Consider the following 23,756-nt stretch of genomic DNA (forward strand, 5'->3'; position numbering starts at 1 on the left):
ATCAGGTAGTCTTGTAACCCTGTTCGCGCATTGAGCCATAACAACAACAGCCGATAGGGAACACCATGAAGCTACACCACCAGATCTTTATCGCCATGCTGGCCGGCGCCCTGGTCGGCAGCCTGACCAACGAGACCACCACTCTGTTCGGGGTGCCGGTACTGGCCGGTTACGATCTGGTTGGCAGCCTGTTCATTAATGGCCTGAAGATGGTGGTGGTACCGCTGATTGTTACCGCCATCATCAACGGCATGACCAGCGTCGGTGACGGCAACAATCTGGGCCGTATGGGGCTCAAGACGGTGGCACTGTACATGACCACCACGGTAGTCGCAGTGATCATCGGCCTGGTAACCGTCAATCTGTTCAGCCCGGGGGTCATCGACGGCCAGCCGGCCAGGGACCTGCTTGGCCTGGCCAGCGATACCGAGGCGGTGCTGGCCGGCATCGAAGGGCGAGGCGCGGGGGATTTCACCCAGATCCTGATGCAGATGCTGCCCCCTAACCTGATCGCCGCGGCCGCCGAAGGCCAGATGCTGGGCCTGATCGTATTCGCCCTGCTGTTTGGCTATTTCCTGCGCACCGAGCGCAATGATGCCGGCCGCAGCCTGCGAGATCTGATCGAGGGGATTTATCAGGTGGTGATGAAAATCACCATGCTGGTAATTCGCTTCACTCCGCTGGGGGTATTCGCCCTGATTGCCGCCACGGTGACCCGCACCGGCCTTGATGCCATTGAACCGTTGGCATGGTTTTTCACTTCGGTGGTGGTCGCACTCTTCCTGCACGCCTTTGTTTTCATGCCGGCACTGGTCTTTTTCCTGGCCCGTCGCTCACCGTTACGGCACATTCAAGCCATGACACCGGCGCTGCTGACCGCCTTTTCCTCGGCAAGCTCCGCCGCCACCCTGCCGCTGACCATGGAATGCGTACAGAACCGGGCCGGGGTCTCACAGCGGAGCAGCAGCTTTGTGCTGCCACTGGGGGCCACAGTCAACATGGATGGCACCGCCCTGTATGAATGCGTAGCCGCCATGTTCATCGCCCAGGCCTATGGCATGGACTTGTCACTGGCGACACAATTCATGATCGTGATCACCGCAGTACTGACGTCCATTGGTGTCGCCAGTATTCCGGCCGCCTCGCTGGTGGCAATCACCGTGATACTGGCTGCCATCGGGCTGCCGGCGGAAGCCATCGGCCTGATTCTGGTCACTGACCGACTGCTGGACATGTTCCGCACCGCCGTCAACGTCTGGGGCGACAGTGTGGTCACGGTGCTGCTGGCACGCAGCGAAGGGGAAGAGCAGGTGCTGCAGCGGCCAGTGGCCGAGGCAGAAAAGGCGGCGCAGGCGGCAGGCACCCGCGCCGGACAGGATCAGATTGACAGGTGATGGTCGCGGTTGTCCCAGTCACGCTTGATGGCCACTGCCGCACTGCCTACTACCGGGACCATGGCGGCAAACGCCAACATGGCGGGAAACAGGTTTTTCCCCTGATCGGCAAGACCGGCTACCATCAGCACGGTGAACATAACAGCCACAACCAGAGCGAACACATCTTTGCAGAGACGAGAGATAATAGTCATGGGAAAAGCTCCTCTGAACTTGTTATAGTGAACACATGTTAACTTACAAAAAGAGAAAGTCAACACTTGTTCACTATTGATCGATTTGCCGCGGAGACCCCTTGAAACATCAGCCTACCCTGCTTATCAGCAATGCCTGTTCCGAGCTTGGCCAGACACTGGTCAGTGACGCTGCAGAGCATTTTCGGGTGGCCCTGGCAGACGCTGACGGGCAGCTCGGAAACCAGCTTTGTGCCGACCTGCACGGCAACGGCCGGGAAGCCCTTTTCCTGGACTGTTTGCCCGGTAGTGCCCGTGACCGGCAACGGGGGGTGGAACGGGTTCTGCGTCGCTGGCAGCAACTGGATACCCTCATCAACCTGCCCGCCCCACTGACCCTGGGGCCCTTCGAAGCCACCCAAGGATTTCACTGGCAGCGGGTGCTGGATGAGCAACTGATGGATACAGTGAACCTGTGCCAGAGCGCGATCAGCGCCATGCATCGCCAGGAAGGCGGTCGCATTCTCAATGTGGTACCGGAATACGGCATTCTTGCGGGGCCTCTGGCCGCTGCCCAGAGTGCCGCCAGCGCCGCCATCGTGGCACTGGGGGAAAGCCTGCATAGTGAATTGCACAGCAGCCGCATCCGGGTGACCACCGTGGTCATCCCCCTCTATCAGGAGCAGGCCAACAGCCTGTGTGCCACCGACCCGCTCAGCGACGCTCGCTTCCAGCGCAAGATCGGCCGCAGCCCGGTCACCCGCCAGGAACTCAGTCAGCAGATTCTGCAGGCACTGGACAGTGACAGCGCCTTGCACATCGCCTCCGGCCATACCCAGGCCAAATGGCGGCGCAAACGCTGGTTCAGGAAACGCTGGGAGCGGGCACTGAGGGAGCTAGGGGCGAAGTATCGGCGTTAACAACAAAAGGCCGGTTTCACACCACAGAGGGCACTGAGAAAAATCAAAAGCGCGCCCCCTCCTTCGCGGCATTGCACTATGCCCGCGATAACCTGGCAGTCATAGCCTGCTTTTTACTCCGTGTTTTCTGTGCCCTATGTGGTAACAATTATTCTCTATACGTCAGGCAAACTGCTCCACGTAACGCAGTGTATGTCGATAATCCCCTGCCAGCGCATCGTCGATTTTCGGCGCCACCAGATCCACCAGCTTTTTACCCACCAGTGGAACCGAGGAGGTAATTTCCACTTGAGTTTGCTGAATGGACTGGTCTTCACCGTCAGCGCTGAGCCGCATGTTGCCACTGATCTTCAGCGGCACATTGCCCAGCTGAAAACGATAGCGAGCCTCATAGCAGCCCGGCTGCCCGGTGGCTTGCCACAAAAATTCCGTCAGCAGATCTGCCTGACTGGGCAGCAAACGCCGCGCGAATGACGGCACCTTGTCGGTGCGAATCCGGATCGGCTGAACGATCTGTATCAGCAAGCCTTCTGCGGTTTCCTGAAACGCCTGGAATCGATAGTCGTTTACCTTCCCCCACTCAAACCGTTGCTCAAAATAGGCCTTGCTGGTGAGAATTTCATAAAGCCGGTCCACGCCGACAGGAAATTCCCGGTCAACCATTACCTTCATGCTGTCTCCTGACCCGCGGGCGCCTGCTCAATCAATTCCAGCAGAGGCGCCAGCTGGCGTTTCAAGTCCGGCAACGCATTCTCCACCACACGGGACTTGCCTGCCCGCAACAGCGTGAGTGCCTGCTCAATGGTTATCGAGGGCGCCGCCTGGCCGGTAGCCAGAGGCTCATCGGGGCCATCTCTGACCACCGCCCCGGGCCCGGCTAGGCGCGCCTTGTTCATCTGTTCATCCAATACTGCTTGTACCTGGCGGGGCATCAGCCCGGTGTGCGCAGTGGGCGTATGTATGACCACCGACAGCGGCAACTGCTGTGCCCTGCCTCGAAATTGAAAAGCCAGCTTTTCACTGACTTTCAACGCTCGCTCAACAAAACGCTGGGCACCATTAGCTCCGGCACTGGGCAGCAAAATGGTAAACTGGGCCACGCTGCTTCTCGCCAGCGAGTCTTCCTTGCGCACCACTCCCCGCATCAGTTGTGCCATTTTCATCAGCACCATATCGGTTCTGCGTTTACCGAGCTGTACGAAAAGTTGATTGAATTGGTAAATCTCCAGTTGCACAACCGAAAGCGGAATTTGCTGACGACTGGCCAAAGCCAACTCCTGACGCAGGCGATGTTGTAAATAGCGACGATTGCCCAGCCGGGTGAGCGGATCAATCATGGCCTGGCGGGCCAGTTCCTTTCGCTCACGTTGATAGTGCGCATGGGCCCGGGCACGGGCCAGCAGATCCGTGGAGTTGAACGGCTTGCTGATAAAGTCGGTGCCACCCAACCTAAGGGCTTCGCTACGCGCCTCGTCGTCATTCTCCGCACCGGTAACAATAATTACCGGCAACCCGGCGATACCATCATCCTCACTGGTGCGGATTTTTTTCAGTAGCGTGAAACCGTCCATTTCCGGCATGGCCAGATCCGAGAAGACCACACTGATGGCCGGGTTGTGACAGATGAGCTCCCATGCTGCGACGCCATTTTCTGCCACTTCCACGCGAAACTCCCGGCCCAGCATCTTGTCGGCAGCCAGTCGCATCACTTTGGAGTCGTCGACAAACAGTAGTACCGGTTTGTTGTTCTTATCCATGTGGGTCCATTTCCTTTTTGACCACTGACAAGGCCCCTTTCGGACCGGGCTCCCGCCCTCTTACATAGCCGTAAAGCCGGGAACGGCGCTGGCAGAAATCCCCTCGCGCAATGGCAGGCAGATAATGCTCGTTAAGAAGATGACCAGGCCGGTCGGCAAGGCAATAGACGGTACCGGCGGTACTGTCCAGATGCGACAGAATGCCGATCTGCGCCAAATAATCGCGACCGTTGGCAAAATGCTCCACATAGGGCACCGGATGGCCGGCCGCCAGGGTCAGTTGCGGGTCTATTTCCAGGCTGTCAGCCACACCGCCGATACAGTAAATCTCCAGTTTCTTGACTAATTGCCGGGCACTGGGATGCCGTAACAGCTTGCGCACGATATAGCTGGCCACAATGGTGCCCTGGGAATGGCAGACCAGCACCACCTGCTCATTATTTTCCAGCGCTTCTACCAGAATATTCAGTGCCGGCCGCGACAGCTTGCCGTCCTTGCGCAGGGTTCGCGCGGTAATGGACTCGGCCAGATCGCGAACCAGCCCCCAGGTAGGGGTATGGATGAGGTGTACCGGGCGACGGAAGAGCCGCGCAATTTCACTGGCATTGAGCAGTGCCACTGGCCCCGCCGTGCCCATATCGTTGATGAAGAACCAACGCGAGGAGCGGGCTTCATGGGTGGTGCGAGGCGGATAGCAGACCAGGGTCCCCTGGCTGATGGATTCGCGAGTGGCAGGTACCAGCAACTGTAACAATGACAGCAAGGCTTCACCGCGGCTGGCATAGGAAGACCATGCCAGTTCCGAGCGGATACCCGGCTCCCTACCCAGCGGCAGAATCATCCGTGGAATATCCGCTGCGTGGCTCAGGCTGAGGCGCAGATCTCGTCGTATGGCAGAACGGTTATCTACCAGTCGACGAAGCCATTGTCGGGAACGGTGCAACATTGGAAAGCCCTGATACGGGGTGGCGACAAATTCGCCCTCTAGTACAAAAGTTCCCCCTTACAGTACGTCGAAATGCGGTATTTTGCCAGCACCAATAACGGCCACAACCACAAATCAACCTGAGCTAAATCAGTAGCTTATTTGATCAACCTTGCGTAGAACCCGAACTTTGGAAAGTGGCGGACAGCAGGGCTGACGAGGGCAAAGGTGCGATAAAAAAACAGGCCTGCCGTGCACAAAACGACAGACCTGACCAGGAGACATTGTGATGCCCTCAACGGGCTGTTTATGACACTGCTTGGTTCTCAGACAAAGTACATCAGCAACCATTCGGCCACCAGTGCCGGCTTGTCTTCCCCTTCAATTTCCACGGTAAAGGCAAACTTCAGCAACCACTGCCCTTCACGCTTTTCCGTAGCATCCAGCAAGGTAGCCACCGCACGAACACGTTTCCCCTGTTTCACAGGCGCCATGAACCGTAGCTTGTCGAAGCCGTAGTTCATGGCCATTTTCATGCCTTTGGGCATCAGGAAGCCGTCAATGGAGGCTTGCAGGTAAGGCAGCAAAGACAGGGTCAGATAGCCGTGAGCGATGGTAGTGCCGAATGGCGTGTTCTTTGCCTGGTCCGGATCCACATGAATGAACTGATGATCCAGGGTTGCGTCAGCAAAAGCGTTAATCCTGTCCTGATCTATCTGGAACCAGTCAGAGGCTCCCAGTTCCTTGCCTACGTAATCGTTCAGCGAGGCCACCTCAACCACTTTCATCGTAACGCGCTCCTTGAATGCCCTTTTCTTTCAGCTTAGCGAGCCAGGTCAAGGCAATACATGACCTTTTCAAGCAGCAGCCAGAACAGGTCTGGTGCTTTTGGTCAGTTAGCGGTGGTGCTATCGAGAAAGGCATCAATGGCGTCAGCCACGGCCTTCGGCGCTTCCATATGCAAATGGTGCCGCCCCGGCAAACGCACCACGGTGGCATCCGGCAGCCAGTCCAGTCGGTGATCAAACATGCCGTTGCCGCCCATGCCCTGCTCGCCGAGAATCAGGCAGACCGGTGCCTGAATGGCGCGGACAAATCCCTCCACCTGCTCTTCAGTCAGCCGTAACGAGGAGGTCAGCCGCAGGCGGCTGTCTGCCCGCCAGGTCCAGCCATCGGTTACCGGCATCAGACCCCGTTCGCTCAGTAGTGCAGATGCCTCCCGGCTGAGGCCACCGAACCCCCGGGTGCGAGCCTCTACCGCGTCGGCAATGTCTGCATATACCGGCTTACGCTTGTCTGCCAGCGCCATCATGTCATCCAGCGCCTTGCGCAGGGTGCTGGCCACATCTTTACCCGGCGTAGTGGGGGGGCCCAGCCCTTCGATCAGCACCAAACGGGAGACCCGTTCCGGAAACGCCGCCGCGAACAGACAGGCAATGCCCGCCCCCATGGAGTGCCCCATCAGGGTGAAACGTTGCCAGCCGAGCTGATCCGCCACGGCCAGCACATCACGCACATGATCCACCAGATGGGTCACGACGCCGTCGGGGCGATGGTCGGAATGGCCATGACCGGAAAAATCCAGTGCTACCATGGGACGTTGCCATTGCGATGCCAGCGGGATATAGGACGCGGCGTTATCCAGCCAGCCATGCAGGGCCAGCACCGGCTCGCCCTCCCCGTCCCACCTGAGGGCCGCCAGAGTCTGCCCGAAAACGTGAAATTTCTTCTCTTTTGCCGACATCAGCTCGCCTCTTCCTGTTGCAGCATTTGCAGGGTCTCGCGAAACAGGGCCAGGGTCTGCTCCGGCTTTTCCAGCGGGTACATGTGCGATCCTTCGGCAATACGGTGCAGCATGCCGTGGCGGCGCACGTGGCGCCGGGCACTATCCAGAAACGGCGATGGCGAGCCCCTGCCGGTGATAATTGCCCCCGGCACTTTCAGCCTGGGCATACGGGTGGCGGCCGTGGGGGTATGTCGAAAAATGGCCACTTCCACCTCCGGGCGGAAACGCAATCGCCAGCCCCCCTGCCAGGGCTCCAGCCCGGCACGCAGATAATCTTCCAGGCAACGAGGATCAAAGGCCCGGAACAGGCCACGGGAGGAAAAGTAGCTCTCCACAGCGTCCCAATTAGGCCAGTAATCCAGCCGCCCCTTGCTCTTGCCCGCCGGGGTCACCCGGTCAATCATGCCGGTCAGTTTCGCCGCGTGCATCATCACCCCGTGCCAGCCATTCATCATCGGCGGGTCCAGCATGATCAACGCAGAAAACCATTCCGGGCGACGCTGGGCCACCAGATACATGATCACTGAACCCAGCGAGTGGCCAGCACCAACAATGGGCTTGGGCAAGGATTCAAGGCTGGCTTCCAGCTCCAGGCTGAGGCTGTGCCAGTCCGCATCCACCGGGTACGCCGGGTTATGGCCGAGGCGATCGATGATGGTGACATCGAATTCGTCCGCCAGCGGCGCCAGGAAGGTGTCATAACTGTGACCGGGAATACCATTGGCGTGGGCAAAGACCAGCGCCTGGCGGCCGGCAGAAACTGCTGACATGGTGTCTCCCTGAGTTGGGCACGAAAACAAAAGAGACATCATAGCCGTATCTGTTCACCCCGGGCCATGTCCGAAAACGCCACAGGGTTGCCTGCCTTCGTCATCTTTTGTTGGTGTACAATGCCGCCATTAAGGAGGCTTCATGACCCTGATTTCATTCAACATCAATGGTATTCGCGCTCGTCTGCACCAGTTGCAGGCAGTAATTGACAAGTATCAGCCTGCCCTGATTGGCCTGCAGGAAACCAAGGTTCATGACCCGGAGTTTCCCGAACAGGCTGTGCGCGACATGGGGTACCACCCCTACTATTTCGGGCAGAAAGGCCATTATGGTGTGGCACTGATAACCCGCGAGCCTCTGGAATCAGTGCAGTACGGCTTCCCTACCGACGATGAAGATGCCCAGCGTCGCATGATCATCGGCACCCTGCGCCATACCGATGGCTCTGTCATTACCGTGCTCAATGGCTATTTTCCCCAGGGTGAAAACCGCGAACATCCGACCAAGTTCCCCGCCAAGGAAAAGTTCTATCAGGATCTACAGGACTATCTGACTAACCATCACCAACCCAACGATCAAGTGGCAGTGATGGGGGATTTCAACATTTCCTCCACCGATCGGGATATCGGCATCGGCGAGGCCAACCGAAAACGCTGGCTGCGCGAAGGCAAGACCAGCTTCCTGCCGGAAGAGCGTGAGTGGTGGCAGCGTCTGATCGACTGGGGACTGACTGACACCTTCCGGCACCAGAACCCGGAAACCGATGACATCTTTTCCTGGTTCGATTATCGCTCACGAGGGTTCGAGCGAGAGCCCCGCCGAGGCCTGCGTATTGATACCGTGCTGGCCACCCCCCCGTTGCTGGATAAACTCGACACCACCGGCGTGGACTACGAGTTACGCGGCATGGAAAAACCCTCCGATCACTGCCCGGTATGGGCACGGTTTCGCGGCTAGTCCATGAAAATCAAACTGCATCCGGAAAAGCTAAAGCTCAACCTGGACACGGCCGGCTTTGTTGTCGACCTGTTGATGATTGCCCTGGTGATACTCAATCTGGGGCTGATCCTGTTTGACTGGCTCTTCCAGGTGCCGCCTGTGCAGGAATTCCTGGCGGGGATAACGCCGGCGTTCCATGCGTTTTACCGGGACACCATCCACAGCAACTTCCTGTTCTATGACCTCTGTTTTGTCGCCGTCTACCTGACCGAGTTCGTGATCCGCTGGGTTATCGCCATTGCCCGTGGCACCTACCACCGCTGGTTCTTTTACCCCTTCGCTCACTGGTATGACCTGCTCGGTTGCATTCCGGTAGGCAGCTTCCGCTGGTTGCGGATTCTGCGCATAGTCGGCCTGGTCATGCGCCTGCAGCGCATGGGCATTATCGACCTGTCACAAACCTGGCTGGGCCAGACTATCCTCAAGTATTACGGCATTGTGGTAGAGGAAATCTCCGACCGGGTGGTGATCAATGTACTGAGCGGCGCTCAGCGGGAAATCGGCGGCGGCAGCCCGCTACTGCATCGCATCGAATCCCAGGTATTGGCTCCACGCCAGGACAAGCTGGTTAGCTTTATCGCCACCCGCATCGCCGACGCCACCCAGAAAAGCCATGGTCAGTATCGTGACCAGCTGGCGGAATATTTCGCCCATCTTACCGACGAGTCACTGACTCGCACCCAGGCAGGTAAACGCTTGGCCGCAATCCCGGTGGCCGGGCCTCGGGCCATTGCCCTTCTTGGCGAGGCCGTCCGGGAAACCGGTACTGCCTTCGTGGATCAGCTGGTGGATGACCTGGCCTCACCAGCCAATCGGCCACAATTGGAGCAGCTTTTGCACGACCTGATCGGCGCTGCCAAAGGCGAAGGGGAGCAGTTGGACCAGTTGATCCGGGACACCTTGCTGGATGTGCTGGAACAGGTAAAAGCCCAGATGGCCGTGCAACAATGGAAGCTGGAAGAGCGAGACGGCCCCGAAAAAAGTTGATACCATCGACTAGGACTTAAGTCTCAGCTTATACGCCAACCGGATCACATCATGAGCACCATCACCGAATCCAGTGACGACAATTTGCAGCTGCCCCGCTCCCGCATCCTGCTGGTGGATGACACCCCGCAGAATCTGGTGGCCCTTGAGGTAGTGCTCGAAGATATGGACTGTGATCTGGACAGCGTTACCAGTGGTAATGCGGCCCTGGCCAAGCTGCTCAAGGAAGATTACGCCCTGGTACTGCTGGATGTACAAATGCCGGAAATGGATGGTTTCGAAGTGGCCGGCATCATGCGTTCTCACCAGCGCACCCAGAATGTGCCTATCATTTTTGTGACTGCGATCTCGAAAGAAACCCGCTTTGTGCAACAAGGTTATCGCAGTGGTGCCGTAGACTATCTGTTCAAGCCCATTGATCCGCAACTGTTGCAGAGCAAGGTCAGTTTTTTCCTGAGCCTTGATCAACAGAAAAAGCGGCTGGAGGCGAAACTGGCTCAGGCCCGTCGCTCCGAAGCGGAGATGAAAGCACTATACGGCGAACCACCCGAATAGCTCTCCGGGCCCGACAACAACAAACGGTCAGAACGACCTGAATAACAGCATGGCCATCAGACTCCCCGGATACCGCATTACCGAACGCCTTGGCAAAGGTGGCATGGCCCATGTCTTTCTGGCCACCCAGCACTCCTTCGAGCGTCAGGTTGCGATCAAGATTCTCAGCCCTTCCCTCGCCCTGGAGCCAAGCTTTGCCGAGCGCTTCATGCAAGAGGCACGCACCGTCGCCAGCCTCAATCACCCCCATATCGTGCCGGTCTACGACGTGGGCGAGCATGAGGGCTATTATTATCTGAGCATGGAGTACGTCACCGGGGGCAGCCTGAAACAGCGTATCCGTGATGGCATGGAGCCCCGCCAGGCCGAGACCGTTCTACGCCAGTTGGCAGGCGCCCTTGGCTATGCCGGCCAGCACGGTTTTATTCACCGTGACGTAAAACCGGATAATGTGCTGTTTCGCGCTGACGGATCTGCGCTGTTGATGGACTTTGGCATCGCCGCCAACATTCTTCGCGATACCAGCGTTACCGGCACAAACAGCATCATGGGCACCCCCAAGTACATGAGCCCGGAACAGCACCGCTCCCAGCCGCTGACACCGCAATCTGATCTCTACTCCCTGGGTTGTCTGTTCTATGAAATGCTCACAGGCGAACCGCCCTATCAGGGCGTCGATACTGCCGCCATGACACGGGCCCATCTAAACGATCCCATCCCCCTTCTGCCGCCGACACTACGTCATTACCAGCCACTGCTGCGCCAGTTATTGGCCAAGGCCCCGGCCGACCGGCCGGAAAGCGGCGCCGCCGTTACCGACGCCCTGGATAACCTGGAATCGCCTGACCACTACATCGGTGAACGGACCCGTTACCGCCCCCAGGAAACTGGCATCAACGGCCCCCTGGCCCCACGACTGCGGCTCAAGGAAACCAAGGCCGGATTGAGCTGGCGCGGCAACCTTTACCAGTACGATATCTATCTGGTAGCCGACGACTTCGAACAGTTCCAGTCCCACTTCCCGGTACTGCGCTCCGCCCTGCAGGACTGGCACCGGCAACGAGGTTCACGCTGCAAGGGGGTTACCATCAAGGCGACTCTGCACCCCTGGATCAGTGGCCGGGTAAAACAATACCTCAAGGAACTTCGCCAGTCCGAGGGGCTGGAATTTCTCGGCCGCCTGCCGATTCTGCTCAACCTGGTAGCCGCCGATGGCCAGCCCATTGAACGGCTGGCCTGGGAACCGGAGTCTGAATCAGGTTAAAGAAAACCCTTTTCACCACAGAGGACACAGAGATCACTGAGGAAAATCCTCTCTGTGGCTCGGTGCACTTTATGGTGAAAACAGGATTTGAGGCGGGAAAGTGAGAGGCGTGCAAGCAGCGAGGTGACATAAAAAAAGCACCAACATAGGTTGGTGCCCGAGGATCTGCCTAAGTTGATGCGACGCAAGGAGACATCGCATTCCCCCCCTTAGGGTGGTTCCGATGACACCATTCAGGAGTCTGCCATGCGTTCAAGTGCCATCAGGGTCAGATTAGGGAATCACAAATGCCCTGACCAGCGCCCAACGGCGAACGGTACAGGAAGGGTTACCGAGGGTAGGGTTTTGCGGATCAGCGGCCAGCCACAGCCTCCCCCGGACTGCGTAACCATAACAGCCGGGCACCGCCGGCTGCAGCCACGTCCACGTCCAGGCAGGCCACCGTCCCCACATTGAAACCGATACGCTCGGCCGAACCGGTCCAGCTGGCCGTCAACTGGGCCACCAGCGGCATGTGACTGACCAGCACGGTATGCTCTGCGGGCGGATTGGCAAGCAGCCAGTCGAAAAGCTGCCCCGGGTGTGCGTCCGGCACCAACTGCTCGCAGGTCAGACGAGGAAGATCACCATAGACCTGCTCGATACAGTCAGCCGTCTGCTGGGCACGCACATAAGGGCTGGCGATAAGAGCGGTGACGATAATGCCATTGCTACGCATGAGCTGCCAGTGGGCCAGCAGCGCCGCTCTGCCGGTTTCGGTCAGCGGGCGCTGCGCATCGGTGGGTGCCTGGGAGACCGCCTGCCCGTGCCGGCTAAGATAAAGCCTCACAGCCCGGTTCCCGCCAGTTGAAACTCCACATCGTGCTTGTATTCCCCACTCATCAGTTGCTGGATAACCAGTTCCAGCGGCTGGCCATGGTAGACGATCTGGTACAATGCGGTGGCCAAGGGCATATAGACCCCCAGCTCGGCGGCCTTGTCGGCCACCAGCTTGATGGTGTTGATGCCTTCCGCGGTCTGCCCCAGGCTTTCCACCGCCTCTTCCAGGCTCTTGCCCTGACCCAGCTGGAAACCAACCTGGTAGTTACGTGACAAGGAAGAGCTGCAGGTGGCGATCAAATCCCCGACTCCTGACAGTCCCAGGAACGTCATTGGATTGGCCCCCAGCTCCACCGCGAAACGGCTCATTTCTGCCAGGGCACGGGTGATCATGAAACTGCGACTGTTTTCGCCCACGCCGATGGCCGCTGCCATGCCGGATGCCACCGCATAGATATTCTTCAGGGCACCACCCAGCTCCACACCGTAAATATCCGGGTTGTCATAGACGCGGAAATAATCACAGCTCAGGGCTGTCTGTACCACCTGGCACAGCTCCTCATCCGGGCTTGCCACCACGGTTCCACTGAACTTCTGCTCGACAATTTCCTTGGCCAGATTGGGGCCACTGAGCGCACCGATACGAGCGTGAGGCCATTCCTGCTGCAGCACTTCGCTCATCAGCAGAAACCCTTCGGAATAAATACCCTTGGTACAACTGATCACCAGCGTATCCGCTGGCACCCATTCCCTGGCTTGCCGGAGAACCTCCACGAACGCCTTGCTGGGAATGGCCACAAACACCAGGGATGCCTGATCCAGTGCCTCTTCCAGGCTGTCTGTGGCGTTCACTCCGGCGGGTAATTCCGCACCGGGCAGGTAGCGGCTGTTCTCGCGATCCAGATTGATCGCCGCAGCGGTTTCCGGGTCACGCACCCAGATATTCACCCGGTGTCCATTAGCGGCCAGAATGCTGGCCATGGCGGTGCCAAAACTGCCACCGCCCAGAATCGTTGCATTATGTCTTTCCTGCTCCATACGGAACGCCTTGTATAGCAGCTTTTGGGGCATCATAAGCGCCCCCCGTCAGGGATACAACGCGGCAGAGCAGTTAACAGTGAACAGTGAATAGTTAACAGCTGCGCGGAGAATTATTGTCATATCAGAACCCCAAGAGGCCGCGCCCAGGATATGGGCGCGGCCTCTTGGGGTTGGAAATGCAGCCACACTGATCGCGTCGCTGTTAACTGTTCACTGCCTTCACCAGCATTCCCTGCAGGCGCCGTGCGGTGGCCGCCGGGTCTTTCGGCAATTGTCCTTCCGCCAGCATGGCCTGATCGAGCAGCAGTGCCGCGAGATCGTCGAAGCGTTCGCCCTCTTCCATCTCGGCCAGCGCCTGTAGCAAGCCGTGACTCAGATTCACTTCCAGCACCGGTTTGTTTTCCGGGACCGGTTGGCCGGCGGCTTCCAGCATGCGACGCATCTGTGGCCCCAGCTGGTCTTCGGCCAACACCAGACAGGCCGGGGAATCCACCAGCCGGGAGGTGGCACGTACCGCTTCCACCCGTTCTGCCAGGGTGCTGCCGAGACGGCCGATCAGCGGGTTCTCGTTATCCGCCTTGTCCGCCTCTTCACCCAGATCCAGCTCGCCACGGGCCGCATTGACCAGCTTCACATCCTTGTAGCTGTCCAGGTAGCTGACCATCCATTCGTCCACCGGGTCGCTGAGCAACAGCACTTCGATGCCTTTCTTGCGGAACACTTCCAGGTGCGGGCTGTTCTCTGCCGCCGACGGCGTGTCAGCCAGCAGGTAATAGATCTTGTCCTGGTCTGCCGGTTTGTTCTCCAGGTACTGGTCCAGTGAAGTGGCCACCTTGTCCGGCTGCTTGCTGCTGGCAAATCGCAACAGGGCGGCAATCGCCTCCTGATTGTCACGGTCTTCGCCGATGCCTTCCTTGATCACCTGACCGAAATGGGACCAGAAGGTGGCGTATTTTTCCTCGTCATTGCCCAGCTTCTTGAGCATCTGCAGCACACGCTTGGTCAACGCTGCACGGATTTTCTGTACCGGACCATAGTCCTGCAGCAGCTCCCGGCTCACGTTCAGAGGCAGGTTCGGGGCATCAATCACCCCCTTGATAAAGCGCAGGTACTGGGGCAGAAACTGCTCCGCATCGTCCATGATAAAGACACGCTGCACATAGAGCTTAAGACCACGATTGGCTTCACGGTGATACAGATCAAAAGGTGCCCGGGCCGGTATGTAAAGCAGGCTGGTATATTCCAGCTTGCCCTCAACCTTGTTGTGGCTCCAGCTCAGGGCATCCTGGAAATCGTGGCTGATGTGCTTGTAGAAATTCTGGTACTCCTCGTCACTGATTTCCTGACGGGGCCTCTGCCACAGGGCCGTGGCAGAGTTGAGGGTTTCCGTTTTTTCCTCTTCGTCTCCTTCACCCGGGGTGACAAGGGTGATCGGGAACGCCACATGATCCGAGTACTGGTGAACCACCTGGCGGACCTTGAAATCATCCAGAAACTCCCGGGCATCCTTGCGCAGATGCAGAATCACCGCCGTGCCCTGCTCTGCCCGGTCAATAGCCTCCACGGTAAACTCACCCTGGCCGTCGCTTTCCCAGCGCACACCGGCAGAGGCATCGGTACCGGCCTTGCGGCTTTCCACGGTTACCCGATCGGCGACAATGAACGCGGAATAGAAACCCACACCAAACTGACCGATAAGCTGGGCATCCTTCTTCTGATCACCACTCAGCGAGGCCAGAAATTTTTCGGTGCCGGAACGGGCGATGGTACCCAGATTCTCGATCACCTCTTCCTGATTCATGCCGATACCGTTATCGGCAATGGTGAGGGTGCCCGCCTCCTTGTCTATCCGCAGGCTGATGGCCGGATCGCTCCCTGACTCAAGCAGCGACGGCTCGTCCAGTGCCTTGAAACGCAGTTTGTCACAAGCATCGGAGGCGTTGGAGATCAATTCACGAAGAAAAATTTCCCGGTTGCTATACAGGGAATGAATCATCAGGTGCAGCAGGCGGGATACTTCTGCCTGAAAACCATGGGTTTGTTTTTCTACGGACACGGCTGACTCCTATGGGGGTTAATCACCCGGGTGTAATAGGGGCAGCCGTGAGTTTTTCAAGGGGGGAGGAAAGAGCTCAGCGCGTGACCTGGTGAGCCAGTGCCGAGGTCAGATCCGGAAAACGGAACACGAAACCTTGTTGCTCCAGGCGACGGGGATACACCCGTTGGCCGCCCAGCAGGATCTCTGACTGCTCACCCAGACCGGCACGCAAAGCCACTGACGGCACCCGCAGAAAAGCCGGGCGCTTGACCGCACTGGCCAGGGAACGATGGAACTCACGTTGCGTGACAGGCGCCGGAGCCGTGGCATTGAACACTCCATCAATCCCCGGAGTTTCCACCGCCCGCACCAGAATCGCCACCATGTCGTCAATATGGATCCAGCTCAACCACTGGCTACCATCACCGAGCATGGCACCAAACCCGAGCCGGTAAACCGGTAGCAGCTTGCCAAGCATGCCGCCATCACGCCCCAGCACAATGCCGGTACGTACCAGACACAACCGCACCCCCTGACGGGACACAGGCCGTGCCGATTGCTCCCAGGCATCACAGAGCAGATAACCGAAATCACGCTTGCGGGCAGCGCTGTCCTCGGTCAGTTCCGCATTACCGGCATCCCCATAAAATCCCACCGCAGAACCGGATACCATCACCGCCGGCTTGCGCTGCAACCTGGACACCAGGCCAACCAGCCCCTGGGTGACACCAATACGGGAATCGAACAGTACCTTCTTGCGACGTTCCGTCCAGCGCCCGGCAAAAAGACTTTCGCCGGCCAGGTTGATGATGCCGTCAATGGGCTCGTCATCAACGATATCGTCCAGGGACGACACGATACGGGTCTCCTCCGGCAACAGCTTGGCGACCCGCCGCGGACGGCGGCTGAGCACAATGAGCTCATGACCGTGAGCCGCCAGTCTGCGGCACAGGTGTTGCCCGATAAATCCACTGCCTCCGGTAATCAGTATCTTCAACGCGCTGCCTCAACCTTTTGAATGCTATTCATGTCATAGAAGTATTCGATGTTGCCTGCTCCCACCGCCACACTCAAGGTCAAATGATCGTCGCTGACCGCCTGCAGGATCCCTGTGCGGGTAGCAACGTCACTGGCGGTGATGGTGACAGATTTTCCAACCAGGGCACGAAGCTCCTTCAGTCTCGCAGATATTTCCTCTACCGGCTCGCCTACCCTGCTGCCGGGTTGCTCCGACTGGATAACAGGGGACTCACTCTCATAGACAACCCCGGCCTCATTGTCTGCCTCCCCCTCAGAGAGCAGGTCAATGCGTTGTCCAGTGGACAAGGTCAGTGATTTAAGCTCCTCAGCGGACACACTACGCTCCACGTTTCCGCTGCCCACATTCATGACCAGCCACAGGCGATCGCCACTGACACGGCGCAATACCCCATCAAGCTGACGGCCGCTGTGGGTTTCCAGCAGCACATTCCTGTCCACATAGGCCACCAGCTCCGGGAAGGTCTTCTCCACCGGCGGTAACGACTGTGCCGGTTCTGGCGCCGCTTTCTCGAACACCGGCGATATCAGGGTTGCACTGCCTTCTCGCGGCTCAGTGATCACCCGGGTTTCCATTGACCCCGGAACCACGGCCCAGCCCACTTCGCTTTTCTCCAGACGCACATGCCGTTGTTCCACCGCACCGTTGGTCAGTACCACCCGGGACATCACCTGACCGCTGCCCTCGGCACGTCTCAGCTGAACATGCTCAGCCTGGACGGATTCGAGCACCCCTTCCGGGAACTGGGTTGCCAGATAATCCTCGGCCACATACGCCAGGGTATCATCGTGATCGAAGTGCAAATCCACAACACCATTACGATAGCGGAGATGATTGGAATACGCCGTGAAGTCTCCGACCAGATAGCTTTTGAAACTGTCAGGCATGACCAGCACCATGGAACCGGAAAGCTGGTCTGTATCCAGTGGCGCCAGTGCCAGCTCCATGCGATAGCCGCCGGCAAAGATGCGGGTTTCCGGGTAGTCCTGTCCGTCCGGTTTCCAGGATAAATGCACAACAGGCGCCCCTTCATCGGAAGGGTTCACCAGCATTGTACGGCGCTCGGTGATCTCTTTCGGATCCCAGCCCAGCAGGATGCGTACTTCCAGCTCGGGCAGGAAACCTTCACCCTGACTGGCCGTCAGCACGCCATCGATCAACGCCACACGGTTATAGCGGAATTTTTTTCCGTGCAGTCGACCGGACAGGGCTTTCCCCTGCCCTTCCACCACCAGTAACGCGGCCTCCTCAGAGGTCACAAAAGCGGTACTGGACGCCATATTATCGCCCCGCAACACCTGGCCGGCCTGGCCAGCCAGATTCTGACGGGGAGCCTGCTCAAGTGGGCTCTGGCCGGTTGCCAGGAACAAGGCAATACCGACTGCCGCGGTAAGCAGAGAAGCAACACGCCCCAATGCCCACCAGCGATATTCTTCCCAGTGTTGCTGCACCTGCCCCAGGCTTGCCAGGGGAACCAGAAAAAACAGGGCGCTGTGCCCCCGGCTGCCAGCCTCATGCATCAGGCCCAGGGTACAGATGATGAGCCCACTTACCCCGATTATGATCAGCAGTTCTGCCATCTTCTTATTCTCTCAACAGATAAGTCTCTCAACGGAGCGTTGAATCAGCTTCTGTGAACCGTGTGTCGGCACGTTTTCCCCTCAGATTGGCCTTCCAATGTCAGCCATTGCCATATAATCCTGCACTATGAGACTCGAAAGCGAGCGGTTCTTAGCGGTACAGCCCGCCGAGACGAACCCCAAAGAGGCTCTGCGGGCTCCGGACGAAATGGTTTTCCCGATGGCCCCACTTTACAAAGCCGGGCCCAGGCATTCCAGCACTTAAGTGACTGATTTTGCTATACGGCAGTCAGGCATGATCTCCATCACACTCCACCTTGCCGCAACCTGCTACAGCGGCCGCCGGCGCCGCCGGGCGTTCCCACCACCACCACTTATCATCGGAAATAAAAAAAAACTTGTACGGGGGGAAATCAGGATATATACAGGCGCTGAGGATGTTAGGAAACCGGTGCCCCGGACCTGACTAGCCGATTAACAGGTTGTTTGAGGAGGTCAGACACAGGAGGCCACCATGAGTAACCATCGTAATGAGCAAGACCTTGATTCGGAAGATCTGCTGATGAACGAAGATTTCGATATCCTGGATGACGATACCGGTGATGAAGAGCAGGAAGAGCGCAGTGCACGTTCCCGCTCTTTCAATATGGACATGCGCCATCGCATCGAGGATCGCCTGGAGGAACGTCGCCTGAAAAAGGAACTCAACGAATACGAGTTCTTTAGCCTGGACGACGACATTCTTCACTAACAAAAAAGGCCGGCATTTTGCCGGCCTTTTTTGTATCCGTGCAGGCTTTGATTACCAGCCTGTCGCTTCTTTAACAGCCTTACCAATTTCCGCAGGATTACGCACGGTTTTCACACCGGCCGCTTCTAGGGCTGCAAACTTCTCGTCCGCAGTGCCCTTGCCGCCGGCAATGATAGCGCCGGCATGGCCCATACGCTTGCCTGGAGGCGCGGTTACACCGGCGATATAGCTCACCACCGGCTTGGTCACGTGCTCTTTGATATAGGCTGCTGCTTCATCTTCCGCGGTGCCACCGATCTCGCCGACCATGACAATGGCTTCGGTCTGGGGATCATTCTGGAACAATTCCAGGGCATCAATAAAGGTGGTACCCGGAATCGGGTCACCGCCAATGCCGATACAGGTGGACTGACCAAAGCCCAGTTTGGTGGTCTGGTTAACCGCCTCATAGGTCAGGGTACCAGAGCGGGATACGATGCCCACCTTGCCTGGCTGGTGAATGTGACCGGGCATGATACCGATCTTGCACTCACCGGGGGTGATCACACCCGGGCAGTTGGGGCCGATCAGGCGCACACCGCCCTTGCGGGTGATGTATTCCTTCACGTACAGCATATCCAGCGCCGGGATGCCTTCGGTGATGCAGACGATCAGCTCGATACCCGCATCAGCGGCTTCCAGGATGGAGTCCTTGCAGAACGGCGCCGGCACGTAGATGACACTGGCAGTAGCGCCGGTTTCGGCAACTGCCTCGGCCACGGTGTTGAACACCGGCAGGCCCAAATGCGTCTGGCCGCCCTTGCCCGGGGTCACACCACCGACCATCTTGGTACCGTATTCAATGGCTTGCTCGGAATGGAAGGTACCCTGGCTGCCGGTGAAACCCTGGCAGATAACTTTGGTGTTCTTGTCGATCAGTACGCTCATGCGGCACCTCCCACTGCTTTTACTACCTGCTCGGCAGCATCGTCAAAACTTTGCGCGGCGATAATATTCATGCCGCTTTCTGCCAGCTTCTGGGAGCCCAGCTCCGCGTTGTTACCTTCGAGACGAACGACCACCGGCACCGTCACACCCACTTCCTCGACCGCCCCGATAATGCCCTCGGCAATCAGGTCGCAACGAACGATACCGCCGAAGATGTTCACCAGCACGCCCTTCACCTGATCATCGGAAAGAATGATCTTGAAGGCTTCGGTAACACGTTCCTTGGTAGCGCCGCCGCCCACATCCAGGAAGTTGGCCGGGGCACCGCCCTTCAGCTTCACCAGGTCCATGGTGCCCATGGCCAGGCCAGCACCGTTCACCATGCAACCGATGTTGCCATCCAGCGCTACATAGTTGAGGTCCCACTCCGCAGCACGACGCTCACGCTCGTCTTCCTGGCTGGGATCTTCCAGGGCCTTGATGTCCGGGTGGCGATAAAGTGCTGAGCCATCCACGTTGATCTTGGCGTCCAGACAGTGCAGATCACCCTGATCGGTGATCACCAGGGGGTTCACTTCGATCAGTGCCAGATCCTTGTCTTCAAACAGTTTCGCCAGGCCTACAAAGATTTTGGCAAACTGGCCCACCTGCTTGCCTTCCAGGCCAAGCTTGAAGGCGATCTCGCGGGCCTGGTAGGGCTGTGCGCCAACCAGCGGATCCACTTCTGCCTTGAGGATTTTTTCCGGGGTTTCTTCCGCAACGGTTTCAATGTCCACGCCACCTTCGGTGGAGGCCATGAACACAACACGCCGGGAGGCACGGTCAAACACCGCACTCAGGTACAGTTCCTTGGCGATGTCGGTGCAGGTTTCCACGAGGATCTTGGACACCGGCTGACCATGCTCATCGGTCTGGAACGTGACCAGGTTTTTACCCAGCCACTTTTTGGCAAACTCCGCCGCTTCTTCCGGGCTGTTCACCAGTTTCACGCCCCCGGCCTTACCCCGGCCACCGGCGTGTACCTGGGCTTTTACCACCCACTTTTCACCACCAATTTCTTTGGTTTTGGCTGCGACCTCTTCCGGAGTATCGCAGGCGAAACCGGTAGAAACTGGCAGACCATAATCAGCAAAAAGCTGCTTTGACTGATATTCATGGAGATTCATGCCAATACTTCCATATCAATGAATGAGTGGCGCCCGGTTGGACGCCGTCACTTCGCGACCGTTCTGCGGCGTTATTTCTTGCGCCGACGCTGCGCCACATGGATTGCCTTGTAATCCACGGCCAGGGCGGCTTCATGAACGGTTTCCGACAGGCTCGGATGACCGAACACCATCAGTTGCAAATCTTCAATGGTGGCGCCGAATTCCATCGCCACCACACCTTGCTGGATCAGTTCCGAGGCCTGTGGCCCCACCACGTGCATACCGAGAATGCGGTCGGTTTTCTCATCGGCCACAAACTTCACCATGCCCCCGGTCTCGCCAGCCGCCATGGCACGGCCATTGGCTGCGAACGGCACTGCACCGGTCTTGTAGGCTTCACCGGATTCCTTCACTTCTTCTTCGGTCTTGCCCACCCAGGCCACTTCCGGGTGGGTATAGATCACCCCGGGGACGGCATCGTAGTTGACCTGGGTGTGCTCGCCGGCAATCACCTCGGCCACCATCACGCCTTCTTCGATGGCCTTATGCGCCAACGCCGGGCCACGGACCAGATCGCCGATGGCGTAAACACCGGGCACATCGGTACGGCACTGGTTGTCCACGTAAACGAAATTACGCTCATCCAGGCTGACACCGGCATCCTGGCTGAGCAGGCCTTCGGTGTAAGGGCGTCGGCCCACGGCCACGATCAGGCGGTCGAAGGTCTCCTGCTGGTCGCCGTCCTTGTCGGTGAAGCTCACCACGACCTGGTTCTTCTTCACCTCGGAGCCGGTGACCCGGGCACCGAGACGAATATCCAGGCCCTGCTTGCTGAACTGTTTCTTGGCGTCCTTGGCAATCTGCTGATCCACCGTGGGCAGGAAGGTATCCACCGCTTCCAGCACCACCACTTCACTGCCAAGCCGGGCCCAGACGCTGCCCAGCTCCAGACCGATCACACCGGCACCGATCACGCCGAGGCGCTTGGGCACTTCGGGAAGATCCAAGGCACCGGTGGAGTCGACGATAATTTTCTGATCCACCGGTGTCGGCGGAATCTCCACCGGCACGGAGCCAGCGGCAAGAATGATGTGCTCGGCCTGCAGACTCTGTGCATCCCCTTCCAGTGGGGTGAATTCCACCTGCTTGCCGCTTTTCAATTGTCCGGAGCCCTGCAACCAGGTGACCTTGTTGGCCTTGAAGAGCTGGGCGATGCCGCCGGTCAGGTTGCGGACGATGGTGTCCTTGCGCTTGAGCATGGTATCCAGGTCCAGGCTCACGTCGCCCAGCTTGACGCCATGATCAGCCAGAGAACTCTGCGCTTCGTGATACTTCCAGGAAGAATCCAGCAACGCCTTGGAGGGAATACAGCCCACGTTCAGGCAGGTACCGCCCAGTGCCGGTTCATCCTGTTTGTTGATGCGTTTCTCGATGCAGGCCGTGTTGAAACCCAGTTGCGCACAACGGATGGCGGCCACATAACCGCCGGGCCCACCACCGATGACAATGACGTCGTACTTGTCAGTCATGATCTATTCCTTCAATCGCAGGCACGCTTCACGCAACACGCTGGCACGCCCGGAGCGTGGTTGCGTGCCAACGTGATGCGTGCAGGCATACATTCAGATATCCAGCAGCAGGCGCGCCGGATCTTCGATAAAGTTCTTCACTGCCACCAGGAACTGCACCGCTTCCTTGCCATCGATCAAACGGTGGTCATAGGACAACGCCAGGTACATCATCGGCAGAATTTCCACCTTGCCGTCCACCGCCATGGGGCGTTCCTGGATTTTGTGCATACCGAGAATGGCCGTCTGCGGCGGATTGAGAATCGGCGTGGAAATCAGTGACCCGAACACCCCGCCATTGGAAATGGTGAAGGTGCCACCGGTCATTTCCTCGATGGAGAGCTTGCCCTTCTGGGCTTTCTGGCCGTACTCGATGATCTGGGATTCTACTTCCGCCAGACCACGCTGATCCGCATCGCGAATCACCGGAACCACCAGACCACGCTCGGTGGATACCGCCACACCCACATCGTAGTACCCGTGGTAAACCACGTCGTCACCATCAATGGACGCATTCACCGCCGGGTAGCGCTTGAGCGCTTCCACGCAGGCACGGGTAAAGAAGCCCATGAAGCCCAGGCGCACGTTGTGGGCCTTTTCGAATTCCGGCTGGTAATGCTTGCGCATATCCATGATCGGTTTCATGTTGACCTCGTTGAAGGTGGTCAACATGGCGGAGTTCTGCTGGGCAGACACCAGTCGTTCGGCGATACGCTTGCGCAGACGGGTCATGGGTACCCGGCGCTCTTCGCGTTCACCCGGCGTTGCCGGTACATCCAGGGTGGCCGGCTGCTGCGGTGCCGGCTGGCTGGCCCGCTTCTCTTCCTTGGCGCTGATGGTTTTTTCCACGTCCGCCTTGGTGATGCGGCCACCCTTGCCGGTACCAGTCACTTGCGCAGCGGCAACGCCATGTTCGCTCATCAGCTTGCGGGCAGCCGGGCCGGCCTGATCCGATGCGCTGTCGTCGTCGCTGGCAGCCTCATTGGCAGGCGCCTTTTCTGCTGCCGGCTCCTCTTGCTTCTGCTCGGCCGGAGCCGTATCAGCCTTGTCACCGCCAGACGACGCCGCGCCGCTGGCGCCCTCTTCGAAATGACCCAGCACCTGCTGGCTCTCAACGGTGTCGCCTTCTGCGGCGAGAATCTTGCTGACTACACCGTCAGCTGGTGCCACTACTTCCAGCACCACCTTGTCGGTTTCGATGTCCACCAGCAGCTCATCACGCTTGACCGCTTCGCCTTCCTGCTTGTGCCAGGTGGCTACGGTGCCGTCCGCTACTGATTCGGGAAACTGCGGAGCTTTGATATCAGTCGCCAT

At 58.4% G+C, this 23,756-nt stretch carries 23 protein-coding genes; 7 read left to right on the top strand and 16 right to left on the bottom strand.

Translation table 11 applies throughout. From position 1 onward, the window contains the following. Positions 1–65: 65 nt before the first annotated feature. Positions 66–1,394, top strand: a complete 1,329-nt coding sequence (locus KZ772_RS04220) for a dicarboxylate/amino acid:cation symporter (RefSeq protein WP_290538606.1) — start codon at positions 66–68, stop codon at positions 1,392–1,394. Here the strand turns inward: KZ772_RS04220 and KZ772_RS04225 are convergent. Then, a complete protein-coding gene (locus KZ772_RS04225; RefSeq protein WP_290538607.1) occupies positions 1,379–1,588 on the bottom strand; it encodes a hypothetical protein in 210 nt (69 codons plus the stop codon). The genes KZ772_RS04220 and KZ772_RS04225 overlap by 16 nt on opposite strands. Before the next feature lie 101 nt (positions 1,589–1,689). Here KZ772_RS04225 and KZ772_RS04230 point away from each other — a divergent pair, with 101 nt between their 5' ends. Further along, positions 1,690–2,487: an SDR family NAD(P)-dependent oxidoreductase gene (locus tag KZ772_RS04230; RefSeq protein ID WP_290538608.1), complete on the top strand. Its 798-nt coding sequence runs from the start codon at positions 1,690–1,692 to the stop codon at positions 2,485–2,487. A gap of 162 nt (positions 2,488–2,649) precedes the next feature. On the opposite strand, the gene KZ772_RS04235 is transcribed toward KZ772_RS04230, so the two are convergent. The 6 genes from KZ772_RS04235 to KZ772_RS04260 form a co-directional block, all read right to left on the bottom strand. Continuing rightward, on the bottom strand, positions 2,650–3,159 hold the full coding sequence (locus KZ772_RS04235) for a DUF2505 domain-containing protein (RefSeq protein WP_290538609.1): 510 nt from the start codon (positions 3,157–3,159) through the stop codon (positions 2,650–2,652). Beyond that, positions 3,156–4,244, bottom strand: a complete 1,089-nt coding sequence (locus tag KZ772_RS04240) for a diguanylate cyclase (RefSeq protein ID WP_290538610.1) — start codon at positions 4,242–4,244, stop codon at positions 3,156–3,158. The genes KZ772_RS04235 and KZ772_RS04240 overlap by 4 nt, the downstream gene beginning before the upstream one ends. Further along, positions 4,237–5,190, bottom strand: coding sequence for a hypothetical protein (locus tag KZ772_RS04245; protein WP_290538611.1), 954 nt, complete (start codon positions 5,188–5,190; stop codon positions 4,237–4,239). The genes KZ772_RS04240 and KZ772_RS04245 overlap by 8 nt, the downstream gene beginning before the upstream one ends. Positions 5,191–5,495: 305 nt before the next feature. Beyond that, entirely contained in the window at positions 5,496–5,957 is a 462-nt protein-coding gene (locus KZ772_RS04250) for a MaoC family dehydratase (RefSeq protein ID WP_290510403.1), read from the bottom strand. A 104-nt stretch (positions 5,958–6,061) separates the two neighbouring features. Beyond that, a complete protein-coding gene (locus KZ772_RS04255) occupies positions 6,062–6,913 on the bottom strand; it encodes an alpha/beta hydrolase (protein WP_290538612.1) in 852 nt (283 codons plus the stop codon). Then, positions 6,913–7,725, bottom strand: coding sequence for an alpha/beta hydrolase (locus KZ772_RS04260; protein WP_290538613.1), 813 nt, complete (start codon positions 7,723–7,725; stop codon positions 6,913–6,915). The genes KZ772_RS04255 and KZ772_RS04260 overlap by 1 nt, the downstream gene beginning before the upstream one ends. Before the next feature lie 142 nt (positions 7,726–7,867). Between KZ772_RS04260 and xthA the strand changes: the two genes are divergently transcribed. From xthA to KZ772_RS04280, 4 genes are read left to right on the top strand one after another with little or no spacing between them, the layout of a single operon-like run. Next, entirely contained in the window at positions 7,868–8,683 is an 816-nt protein-coding gene (gene xthA, locus KZ772_RS04265; protein ID WP_290538614.1) for an exodeoxyribonuclease III, read from the top strand. Positions 8,684–8,686: 3 nt separating this feature from the next. After that, positions 8,687–9,712 (top strand): ion transporter, encoded by a 1,026-nt coding sequence (locus tag KZ772_RS04270; protein ID WP_290538615.1) that lies wholly within the window; start codon positions 8,687–8,689, stop codon positions 9,710–9,712. 51 nt (positions 9,713–9,763) lie between these two features. Then, a complete protein-coding gene (locus tag KZ772_RS04275; protein ID WP_290538616.1) occupies positions 9,764–10,267 on the top strand; it encodes a response regulator in 504 nt (167 codons plus the stop codon). A 49-nt stretch (positions 10,268–10,316) separates the two neighbouring features. Next, on the top strand, positions 10,317–11,531 hold the full coding sequence (locus KZ772_RS04280; RefSeq protein ID WP_290538617.1) for a serine/threonine-protein kinase: 1,215 nt from the start codon (positions 10,317–10,319) through the stop codon (positions 11,529–11,531). A 352-nt stretch (positions 11,532–11,883) separates the two neighbouring features. Here KZ772_RS04280 and sixA read toward each other — a convergent pair whose 3' ends face one another. From sixA to KZ772_RS04305, 5 genes are all read right to left on the bottom strand, one after another. After that, positions 11,884–12,360, bottom strand: coding sequence for a phosphohistidine phosphatase SixA (gene sixA, locus KZ772_RS04285; RefSeq protein ID WP_290538618.1), 477 nt, complete (start codon positions 12,358–12,360; stop codon positions 11,884–11,886). Further along, positions 12,357–13,388 carry an NAD(P)H-dependent glycerol-3-phosphate dehydrogenase gene (locus KZ772_RS04290; RefSeq protein WP_290539517.1) on the bottom strand — a complete coding sequence of 344 codons (1,032 nt, stop codon included), beginning with the start codon at positions 13,386–13,388 and terminating at the stop codon, positions 12,357–12,359. The genes sixA and KZ772_RS04290 overlap by 4 nt, the downstream gene beginning before the upstream one ends. Before the next feature lie 205 nt (positions 13,389–13,593). Beyond that, on the bottom strand, positions 13,594–15,447 hold the full coding sequence (gene htpG / locus KZ772_RS04295; protein ID WP_290538619.1) for a molecular chaperone HtpG: 1,854 nt from the start codon (positions 15,445–15,447) through the stop codon (positions 13,594–13,596). A 76-nt stretch (positions 15,448–15,523) separates the two neighbouring features. Further along, complete coding sequence (locus tag KZ772_RS04300) at positions 15,524–16,426, bottom strand: TIGR01777 family oxidoreductase (RefSeq protein WP_290538620.1); 903 nt, start codon at positions 16,424–16,426, stop codon at positions 15,524–15,526. Continuing rightward, on the bottom strand, positions 16,423–18,048 hold the full coding sequence (locus tag KZ772_RS04305; protein ID WP_290538621.1) for a hypothetical protein: 1,626 nt from the start codon (positions 18,046–18,048) through the stop codon (positions 16,423–16,425). The genes KZ772_RS04300 and KZ772_RS04305 overlap by 4 nt, the downstream gene beginning before the upstream one ends. A 514-nt stretch (positions 18,049–18,562) precedes the next feature. On the opposite strand from KZ772_RS04305, the gene KZ772_RS04310 reads away from it, so the two are divergent. Beyond that, on the top strand, positions 18,563–18,799 hold the full coding sequence (locus KZ772_RS04310) for a PA3496 family putative envelope integrity protein (protein WP_290538622.1): 237 nt from the start codon (positions 18,563–18,565) through the stop codon (positions 18,797–18,799). 51 nt (positions 18,800–18,850) lie between these two features. On the opposite strand, the gene sucD is transcribed toward KZ772_RS04310, so the two are convergent. The 4 genes from sucD to odhB form a co-directional block, all read right to left on the bottom strand. After that, positions 18,851–19,726, bottom strand: a complete 876-nt coding sequence (sucD, locus tag KZ772_RS04315) for a succinate--CoA ligase subunit alpha (protein WP_290510415.1) — start codon at positions 19,724–19,726, stop codon at positions 18,851–18,853. Beyond that, positions 19,723–20,892, bottom strand: coding sequence for an ADP-forming succinate--CoA ligase subunit beta (sucC, locus tag KZ772_RS04320; RefSeq protein ID WP_290510416.1), 1,170 nt, complete (start codon positions 20,890–20,892; stop codon positions 19,723–19,725). Before sucC ends, sucD begins: the two co-directional genes overlap by 4 nt. Before the next feature lie 71 nt (positions 20,893–20,963). Further along, entirely contained in the window at positions 20,964–22,403 is a 1,440-nt protein-coding gene (gene lpdA, locus KZ772_RS04325; RefSeq protein ID WP_290538623.1) for a dihydrolipoyl dehydrogenase, read from the bottom strand. A gap of 93 nt (positions 22,404–22,496) precedes the next feature. Continuing rightward, on the bottom strand, positions 22,497–23,756 hold the full coding sequence (gene odhB, locus KZ772_RS04330) for a 2-oxoglutarate dehydrogenase complex dihydrolipoyllysine-residue succinyltransferase (RefSeq protein WP_290538624.1): 1,260 nt from the start codon (positions 23,754–23,756) through the stop codon (positions 22,497–22,499).

Source organism: Alcanivorax sp. (genome assembly GCF_019431375.1).
Lineage (GTDB): Bacteria > Pseudomonadota > Gammaproteobacteria > Pseudomonadales > Alcanivoracaceae > Alcanivorax > Alcanivorax jadensis_A.